This is a genomic window from Frankia sp. CgJB1, assembly GCF_977947065.1.
In genome coordinates this window covers 1-9,598 of record NZ_CDWTNB010000157.1, presented here as the reverse complement: position 1 = coordinate 9,598, position 9,598 = coordinate 1, and the positions used below count along the sequence as shown (strand labels likewise).

Below are 9,598 nucleotides of genomic sequence, written 5' to 3'. Positions count from 1 at the left end.
GGCGGCGCCGGCCGGCCGCGGCGAGGCGCGCGGCGTGGCGTTCCTCGGCCCGTCGGGACAAGAACTCGGCCGCGGCCGGCTCGGACCGGGCGAAGGAGAGCAGCATGCCGAGGGCCGCGAGGGTCGGCAGCAACGCGGAGCCACCGAACGACACCAGCGGAAGGGTGACGCCGGTGATCGGCAGCAGACCCACGACGGCACCCATGTTGACCATCGCCTGGACGAGGATCCAGGCGGTGACCCCTGCGGCGGCGAGCCGGACGAACAGCTCGTCACAACGGTGCGCGATCCGCAGCCCCGCGTATCCCAGCACGCCGAACAGACCCACCACCACCAGGCTGCCGACCAGCCCGAGTTCCTCGCCGATGATCGCGAGAATGAAGTCGGTGTGCACCGCAGGCAGTAACTGCGGCCACTTCTCCCGGGAGGCGCCGAGGCCCTCCCCCCACCAGCCGCCGGTCGACAGGGCATAGATGCCCTGCACAGCCTGGAAACCGTCGCCGTGCGCGTCGGCGAACGGATCGGTGAACGACAGCAGGCGCCGGATGCGGTAGGGCTCGACCACGGCGAGGACCGCCGCCGCGGCGGCCATCGATCCCAGGATCCCGGTGTAGAGGCGCATCGGGGTACCGATCACCCACAGCACGGTCAACGGCACGACGGTCACGCAGATCGCCCCGCCGAGATCCGGTTCGAGCAGCAGCAGCAGGTCGATGAACAGGAACACCGGGACCAGCGGAACGAGCAGGTGTTTGGGGTCGGACAGCAGCCGCCGTTTGCGGACCAGCAGATCCGAGCACCACAGCACAAGGGCGATCTTTGCCAACTCGCTGGGCTGGATCGTAATCGGCCCGACGACGATCCACTGACGGGCGCCACCGCGCACGCTGCCGATACCCGGGATGAGCACCACCATCAGCATCAGCACGGTCCCGAGCAACAACGGGTAGGCAAAGGCGCGGAAGACCCGCACGGGCAGCCGGGAGGCAACGGCGACCACCGGCAGACCGATCGCGACCCAGATCGCCTGCCGGATGAACAGCGTGTAGGAGGAGCCGGAGTCGGCGTAGGAGCGCACGCTCGACGCCGACAGGACCATGACCAGGCCGAGCACCAGTAGCAGACCGGCCGAGGACAGCAGCAGGTAGTAGGACGCCAACGGCCGGTCGAGCAGCGGCAGCCGTGCTTCGGCCCCGTCCGCCGCGCCGGTTCCCCCACCGGCGGAGTCGGGCTCGGCCGCGGAGCCGGTTCGCACGGCTTTGGGCCCTCGCGCCGCCCGCGCCGCCCGCGCGGGCCGCGCCGACGTCCCGGTGGACGGCGGCGACGACGCTCCCGACCCCGCCACGGTTACCCCTCTCGTGCGCGGACCGCCGCCGCGAACAGATCTCCGCGCGCCGCGTAGTCCCGGAACATGTCCATCGAGGCCGCGGCCGGTGCCAGGAGCACCGTGTCACCGGTGGTCGCGAACGCCGCCGCAGCCTTCACCGCATCGTCCATGCCGTCAGCCCGTTCCATGGGGACATCGGGGGCGTGTCGGGCGAGAGCGGCGGCGATCTCATCAGCGCAGCGCCCGATGAGGACCGCGGCGCGCAGCACCCGGCGCGCGTCGCGGACGAGATCGTCGAAGGCGAGGCCCTTGTTGAGGCCGCCCGCGATCCATACCACCGAGGGGTAGCCGGCCAGCGACGCGGCAGCGGCGTGTGGGTTCGTCGCCTTGCTGTCATCCACCCAGCGGACCCCGTCGATGACGGCCACCTCGGCGTTGCGGTGGGCGCCGGGCCGGAAGGCGACAAGCGCCGTGCCGATCACGGCCGGGCCAACGCCCTCGGCGCGGGCGAGCGCGGCGGCGGCCAGCGCATTGGAGATCATGTGCGGGCTGGTCAGCGCGAGGTCGCGGACGGCGACCAGCCGCCCGCCGCCGAAGGCGTCGTCGACGAGATGGCCGTCGACGACGGTCAGGCCGGGCCGCGGCCGGGCCGCCGGGTCGAGACCGAACAGGACCCGCCGCCCCGGAGCGGCGGCGAGCAGGTCCGCGCTGGTGGCGTCGTCGGCATTGCCGATCGCGGTCGTCCCGGGACGACGCCAGATCCTCGCCTTCGCCGCCGCATAGGCCGCCGCGCCCCCGTGCCAGTCGAGATGGTCGGGGGCGACGTTGAGCACGGCCGCGGCGAGGGGGGCCATGGTGTGGGTGTAATGGAGCTGGAAGCTGGACAGTTCCACCGCGAGGGTCTCGTAGGGCGGCTCGGCGGCGACCGCGTCCACGATCGGGGTCCCGATGTTCCCGGCGGTGGTGGATCGCCGGCCACCGGCGGCGAGCATCGCGCCGAGCATCTCGGTGGTTGTCGTCTTGCCGTTCGTTCCCGTGACGGCGAGCCACCGGCTCCCACCCCGCCACCGCCAGGCGAGCTCCACCTCCCCCCAGACCGGGATCCCGGCGCCGGCCGCCCCGATGATCAGCGGGGCCGTCGGCGGGACGCCGGGCGAGGTGACGACCAGCGTGCTGTCCCCGGGATCGGCCGGCAGGCCGCCGAGGTCCACCTCGGCCCCGAGCGCCCGCAGCGTCGCGGCCGCACCCTGGTGACGTGGGGAGTCGTCGGCGTCGACGACCCGGACCCGCGCGCCGCGGGCAAGCAGTGCCCGAGCCGCGGCGAGCCCGGAGACCCCGATCCCGACGACCAGCACGGGCAGACCCGCCCAGGAGGTCGGGGTCGCGAGGTCGCCCGGGCCCTGGCCGTCGCCCGTCATGGCGTCAGCCACCTCCGTGGGAGAGGAACTCCGCGTAGAACAGGCCCAGGCCGAAGGCCACCGCGAGTCCCGAGACGATCCAGAATCGGATGATCACCGTCGTCTCGGGCCATTCGGCAAGCTCGAAATGGTGATGGATCGGCGCCATGTTGAACACGCGTTTCCTCGTCGCCTTGAAGAACGCGACCTGGATCATCACGGACATGGTCTCGATGACGAACAGGCCGCCGAGGACGACGAGAAGCAACTCGGTCCGGCTGACGATCGCGATGCTGGCGAAGGCGCCGCCCAGCGCGAGCGACCCGGTGTCCCCCATGAAGATCTTCGCCGGGCTGGCGTTCCACCACAGGAACCCGAAACAGGCCCCCATCGCCGCCGCCGCGACCAGCGCGACGTCGAGGGGATCACGCACGAGGTAACAGCCCGCCTCGGCCGCGTGCGGCTCGCACAGGTTGCCGAACTGCCAGAAGGAGATGATGACGTACGCGCCGAACACCATCGCCGAGGTGCCGGCCGCGAGGCCGTCGAGGCCGTCGGTGAGGTTCACCGCGTTAGAGGTCGCGGCGATGATGATCCAGGCCAGCAGGGGAAAGGCGATGATGCCGACGGAGAAGCTCGTGTCCCGCACGATCGAGATGTACGTCGAGCCGGGGAGCAGCCCGGCGTCGTTCTTGAACCGGACGGCTAGCAGGCCGAAGACGATCGCGACCGCGGCCTGCCCGGTGAACTTCATCCGGGCGGTGAGCCCGAGGCTGCGCTGCTTACGAATCTTGATGTAGTCGTCCAGGAAACCGACCAGGCCGAGTCCGGTCATCACCATCAGCACGAGCAGACCCGACGCGGTGAACCCGATACCGGTCACCAGGTGGGCCAGGAAGTACCCGGCCAGGGTAGCGACGATGATGACGGTGCCCCCCATCGTGGGGGTGCCCCGCTTGGTCAGATGGCTGGACGGCCCGTCCTCGCGGATCTCCTGGCCGTATCCCTGCCGGCGGAAGAGCCGGATCACCCAGGGTGTGCCCAGCAACGACACGACCAACGCGACCATGGCCGCGATAAGAACGCCTCTCACGCGTGCGTCACCCGCGCGGGTCCGCGTGTGTGGAGCCAGCCGTCCGCCGTCATGTCCCCTCGATCCCGGCGCCGAGGACGCCGAATCTGGTCACCAACGCCTCGGCGACGCGTTCCAGACCGAAGGACCGGCTGGCCTTGACCAGTACCACGTCGTCCGGTCCGGCCTGCGCGGCCACCAGGGCCACCGCCTCGTCGGCGTCGGTCACCTCCACCGACTCCCCATCCCAGGAGCCTTCCAGCGAGGCGCCCAGGTGGATGCGGCGGGCCGCCGGACCCACCGCGATCAGTCGATCGACCCCGAGGCGGACCGCGAACCGGCCGAGCACGTCGTGCTCGGCGGCGGCGGCGTCACCGAGTTCCCCCATCGGACCGAGCACCGCGAACGCCCGGCCCTTCCCCCGCATGCCCACCAACGCCTTCAGCGCCGCCCGCATCGACTCCGGGTTCGCGTTGTAGGCGTCGTTGACGACCACCACCCCGGCCGCAGTGGTGGTCACCTCCATCCGCCACCGGCTGCGCGGGCGGGCGGCGGACAGCGCCGCGGCGACCCGGTCCGGGGACAGCCCCAACCGGATCGCGACGGCCGCCGCGGCCAACGCGTTCGGCACCTGGTGCGCGCCGGCGAGCCCGAGGGTCACCCGGTGCTGCTCGCCGTACGCCAGCAAGTCGAACGAGGCGCGGCCCAGCCGGTCGACATCGACGGCACCGGCCCGCACGTCGGCCCGTCCGCCCTCCCCGAAAGTGATCACTTCGGCCGTCGTCCGAGCCGCCATCGCCGCGACCAGCGGGTCGTCGGCGTTGAGCACGACGGCCTCGCTCGCGGCCTCGGCAAGCTCGCCCTTGGCCGCGGCGATCCCCAGCCGGCCGTCGGCGTACTCGCCCAGGTGGGCACTGCCGACGTTGAGGACCACCCCCACCGCCGGGCGGGCCACCGCGCAGAGGGTGGCGATGTGCCCCGGGCCGCGGGCACCCATCTCCAAGACGACGAACGCCGTGTCCGGCTCGGTGCGCAGCAGCGTCAGCGGCAGTCCGATCTCGTTGTTGAACGAGCCGGGCGCGGCCACCGTCGGGGCGAGCCCGGCCAGCACGTCGGCGAGCAAGTCCTTGGTCGTCGTCTTGCCCGCCGACCCGGTCACGGCGACCACGGTGGCGGCGGCCAGGTCACGGACGTGCGCGGCGAGCGCGGCGAGCGCCGAAGGCGGATCGGGGACAATGACGGCCGGCTCGCCCACCGACCGGGCGGCGAGCACAGCGGGCGCGCCGGCGGCGACGGCGGCGGCGGCGAAGTCGTGCCCGTCGACCCGGCTGCCGGCCAGGGCGACGAACAAGGCGGCGTCGCGGACCTCGCGGGAGTCGATGACGACCGAACGCACCGTGACGCCCGGGTCGGGCACCGCGTCGAGCCGGCCGCCGGTCGCCGATGCGACCTCGGCCAGGGTCAGCGGGATCATCTCCTCTCCACCGAGGAGAGCGCGGCGCGCAGGGCGACCCGATCGTCGAAGGGGGTCACCACCCCCGCCTGTTCCTGGCCCGGCTCATGACCCTTGCCGGCGACAACGACGGCGTCCTGAGGCCCGGCCTCGGCCACGGCGGCCGCGATGGCCGCGGCGCGGTCCGGTTCGACCAGGACCGTAGCCGTAGCCGAGTCCGTGGCCAACAGCGCCGTGACCCCGGCGAGAATCTGGGCGAGGATCTCCGCCGGATCCTCCGAGCGCGGATTGTCGTTCGTGAAGATCGCGATGTCGGCGAGTGTCGCCGCGGCAGCCCCCATCAACGGGCGCTTGCCGCGGTCGCGGTCGCCACCGCAGCCGAGCACGACGATGACCCTGCCCTTCACCAGCGGGCGAACCGTCTCTAGCAGCGTTGTGACCGCGCCCGGGGTGTGCGCGAAGTCGACCAGGGCCAGGAACGGCTGGCCGGCGTCGACCCGCTCCATCCGGCCGGGCACCTCGGGCAGGGAGCCGATCCCCGCCGCCGCCGTGGCCGGGGGGACCCCGACGGCGACGAGCAGCGCCAACGCGCCGAGCGCGTTGGCGACGTTGAAGGCACCGGGCAGCGGCACCGACAGATCCACCCGCAGCCCGTCCGGGCCCTCGGCGCGCAGCAGCGTGCCGGTCGGCCCGTAGGAGACGTCCCGGGCCGTCCAGTCGGCCGGCCCCTCGACGGCGAACGTGATCGCGCCGGGATGCCGTTCGGCGAGCCGGCGGCCCCACCGGTCCGCCACGCCAATCACCGCGACGGCGGTCCGGGCCGGGTCGAACAGGGACGCCTTCGCCACGAAGTAGTCCTCCATGGAGGAGTGGAAGTCTAGATGGTCCTGGCTGAGGTTGGTGAACACGGCCCCGGCGAAGTGCAGGGCGTCGGCCCGGTGCAGGGCCAGCGCGTGGCTGGACACCTCCATCGTGGCGGCCCCCACGCCACGCTCGACCATCGTGGCGAGCAGGGCCTGCAGGTCGCTCGCCTCCGGGGTGGTGCGGGCGGAGGCCAGCCGTTCGTCGGCGATCCGGGTCTCGATCGTGCCGATCAGGCCCGTGGTGTGGCCGGCGGCGCGCAGCCCGGCGTCGAGCAGGAAGGCCGTGGTCGTCTTCCCGTTGGTGCCGGTGACGCCGAGCAGGCGCAGCGCCGCGGAGGGATCACCGTAGATCCTCGCCGCCACCGGGGCGAGGTCGCGCCGTGGATCGTCGCTAACAAGCACCGGGACTCCCCCGGGGGGGCCGGCCGGCACGGCCGCGATCCGGCGGGCGCCCTCGGCGTCGGTGAGCACGGCGACGGCGCCGCCGGCCACCGCGGCGGCCGCGAAAGCCGCACCGTGCGCGTGGGCACCGGGCAGTGCCGCGTGGAGGTCGCCCGGCCGGACCGCACGCGAGTCGTGGGTGACGCCGTGCACGATCACGTCCGTGTCCGTGTCCGCACGCGTGCCCGACGGCGAATGTCCCGCATCCGCGAACGCCGCCGGCTCCGGGACGGGCGCCGCGGCCGCGAGCACCGCGCGCAGATCGGCGAGGCTACACGCGGGCGGGGCAGCCGGTCGAGGTGCCGGAGAGGTCACGGTCACGACCTTAGTGGGGGCGGGCACGGCCATCCCCACGGGCGCCCGAGCACGGCGGTGGTCCAGCCGGCCTTCCCCGCCCGCCACGTCCCGGCGCGGATCGCGATCATCTGTCCAGGTCGAGCAGGAGCGGTGCGGGCCTGGTGATCGGCTGTGGCACGCCGAGGGTGGTCAACGCGAAGGACATGACACGTTGGAACACGGGCGCGGCGACCTGACCGCCGAAGTAACCCTTCTTCGAGTTGTCCAGGACGATCTCCACCACCACCCGCGGATCATCCGCCGGGGCGAACCCGATGAACGAGGGAACGTAGCCCTGGTAACCGCCGTGCACCGGGTCGGGCCGTTTGGCGGTGCCCGTCTTGCCGGCCACCCGGTAACCGGGAACCTCGGCGAGCGGCGCCGTGCCCTCGTTCGTCGCCACCGCCTCGAGTATCCGGGTGAGCGTGGCCGCGGTCTGCGCGCTGACGACGCGCTGACCAGGCGGATGGGGAATCACCTTGACGACGCCGTCCGGACCGGTGATGGCGTCGACGAGCCGCGGGGTCACGCGAACACCGCCGTTCGCGATGGTCGCGTACACCGAGGCCATCTGGAGCGCCGTCGCCGACATGCCCTGCCCGTAGGAAATGGTGGCGGCCTGGCTGCCCGACCAGTCCCGGGCGGCCGGCAGCAGGCCGGTGCCCTCGCCGGGGAAGTTCAGGCCCGTACGGGCACCGAGCCCGAACGAGCGCAGCGTCTGCTCCAGCCCGATCCGCCCGACCCGCTCGGAGATCTCCACGGTGCCGATGTTGCTGGAGCGGGCCAGGACGCCAGCGGCGGTGAGATGTTCGACGCCGTGCGGCTCGGAGTCCTCGATGCGTACCCCGCCCCGGGTGATGGACGGCGGGATGGTCATCGGGGTCTCGGAAGTGATCAGACCGCGGTCCAGCGCCGCGGCCATCGTGATCACTTTGTTGACGCTGCCGGGCTCGTAGGCGTCCCGCGTGGACCGATTGCCCAGCGCCGGGGTGTCCCGGGCGGTGATGTTGTTCGGGTCGAACTGCGGCGAGTCGGCCATCGCGAGGATGTCCCCGGTGCGGGGCTCCATCACGACGACCATGCCGCCGTCGGCCTCGGAGGTATGGACCGCGTCGGCGATCGCGTTCTGAGCGTTCCACTGGATGTCCCGCTCGAGGGTCAGGCGCAGCGAGGAACCCGGGATCGGGTCCTTCTCGCGGCTCTGGCCCGAGGGGATCTCGATGCCCGCCGGGTTCGCCTCCAGCCAGCGAAGGCCGTCGGTACCGCGCAGCACCTTGTCATACGCCAGCTCCAGCCCGCCGCCGCCCTCGAGGATGTCACCATCGCCGTGCCGCATGAACCCGATGACGTTCGCGGCCAGTTCGCGGGACGGGTAGGTGCGTCCGCGTTCCTCGGTGATGCCGATACCGCGCAGCCCCAGGGCGCTGACCTTCTCCGCCACGTCCGGAGTGAGCCCGCGGGCAAGGTAAACGAACTTGATGTGGTCGGCCGGGTCGGTGGTGAGCCGTCTGCGCAACGCCTCGGTGCTGTCGTCGAGGACCGGCGCAAGCTTCGCGGCCGTCCCCGCGATGTCCCTGACGTTCATCGGGTTCGCGTAGACGGCCCGCAGCTCGACGTGCTGCGCGAGCGTGTGGCCCGCCCGGTCGGTGATGGCGCCGCGCGCCGCGGGCAGCACGATGGTCCGCAGCCGCTGGGCCTCGGCCTGGGCCGCGTAGGTGGAGGCGGAGAAACCCTGCAGCTGGGTCAGGCGCAGCCCGAGGACGCCGAGGACCGCGCACATGAGCACGATGGACACCCGCAGCCGCCGGCGCGGGCTGCCCAGCCGGTAGGCGCGACGGACCCGGGGGTGCCGCGGCCGGCTGACCCGACCAGGACGCCGGGGCGCCGAGCCCGGCCGGCCCGCATACCGGCCGTCGTGGTCCTCGTCGCCGTACTCGTCCGCACCGGGCCCGTCGCCGGCCCCCCGACCCGGATCGTCGACATCCCGCCGCAACCGACCACCATACACGGAAGGTGGCGGTGGAGGAACAAGGCGTAGCCGTCCGCGACCGCGCCGGGGGGAGCCCGGGGGCGTCGAGCTCACTGCCCGGCTCCGGCCTTTCCCGCCGCCCCGATCGCGGCACCACCGGCCGCCGGACCACTGGGCGCGGCATCGTCCGTCCCGGTGGCGGGAAGGCGGGCGTGGGCGGTTCCGCCGGCACCGGTGGTGCCACCCGCCGTCGCGCCGGCCGCTGGCTGACCGTTCTTCCCGGGACCGCCGTTCTTCCCGGGACCGCCGGCCGGACTCGGGCCGGGCGATGCGGGCACGACGATGAGGACGGATCCGCTGCCCGGTTCCCGGGTCAGGGTCCGGGAACCAACGGGCAGCGGAGCGCCCGGCGGAAGGTATGCCGGTACCCCGCCGGGGATCATGCCGTAGCGGGAGGCCTGCGCGGCCAGCGACGCCGGATCGGAGAGCTGGTCGGCACGCACCGACAGCGACTGTTCCTCGTCCGCCAGCGCGGACGCCCGATTGCGCAGAGTGTTGGCCTGGAACGAGTTCTCCATCAACGCCAGGTTCAGCAGCAGCAGGCAGAGCAGACCAGCGGCCAGCAGGAGCAGCAGCAGCACGACGAAGGGACCCTTGCGGCCCCCGCCCGGCGCCGGCCGGACCACCGCGAGCCGCGCCCGGCTCGGCGCCCGGCGCGGCTGCGGGTCGATGGCCGGAGC

Annotated in this window: 7 protein-coding genes; all 7 read right to left on the bottom strand. The window is 72.9% G+C overall.

From position 1 onward, the window contains the following. The coding region (gene ftsW, locus AC08OT_RS16015) for a putative lipid II flippase FtsW (protein WP_476602980.1) at window positions 1–1,345 on the bottom strand (1,345 nt) is incomplete at its 3' end. A 2-nt stretch (window positions 1,346–1,347) separates the two neighbouring features. Beyond that, window positions 1,348–2,745, bottom strand: coding sequence for a UDP-N-acetylmuramoyl-L-alanine--D-glutamate ligase (murD, locus tag AC08OT_RS16010; protein ID WP_476595926.1), 1,398 nt, complete (start codon window positions 2,743–2,745; stop codon window positions 1,348–1,350). A gap of 4 nt (window positions 2,746–2,749) precedes the next feature. After that, entirely contained in the window at window positions 2,750–3,817 is a 1,068-nt protein-coding gene (gene mraY, locus AC08OT_RS16005) for a phospho-N-acetylmuramoyl-pentapeptide-transferase (protein WP_476593878.1), read from the bottom strand. 49 nt (window positions 3,818–3,866) lie between these two features. Further along, window positions 3,867–5,270 (bottom strand): UDP-N-acetylmuramoyl-tripeptide--D-alanyl-D-alanine ligase, encoded by a 1,404-nt coding sequence (locus AC08OT_RS16000; RefSeq protein ID WP_476593879.1) that lies wholly within the window; start codon window positions 5,268–5,270, stop codon window positions 3,867–3,869. Beyond that, window positions 5,267–6,901, bottom strand: a complete 1,635-nt coding sequence (locus tag AC08OT_RS15995; protein ID WP_476593880.1) for a UDP-N-acetylmuramoyl-L-alanyl-D-glutamate--2,6-diaminopimelate ligase — start codon at window positions 6,899–6,901, stop codon at window positions 5,267–5,269. Before AC08OT_RS15995 ends, AC08OT_RS16000 begins: the two co-directional genes overlap by 4 nt. Window positions 6,902–6,974: 73 nt before the next feature. After that, window positions 6,975–8,882, bottom strand: a complete 1,908-nt coding sequence (locus AC08OT_RS15990) for a peptidoglycan D,D-transpeptidase FtsI family protein (protein ID WP_476593881.1) — start codon at window positions 8,880–8,882, stop codon at window positions 6,975–6,977. Between the two features lie 86 nt (window positions 8,883–8,968). Further along, the coding region (gene ftsL / locus AC08OT_RS15985) for a cell division protein FtsL (protein ID WP_476602979.1) at window positions 8,969–9,598 on the bottom strand (630 nt) is incomplete at its 5' end.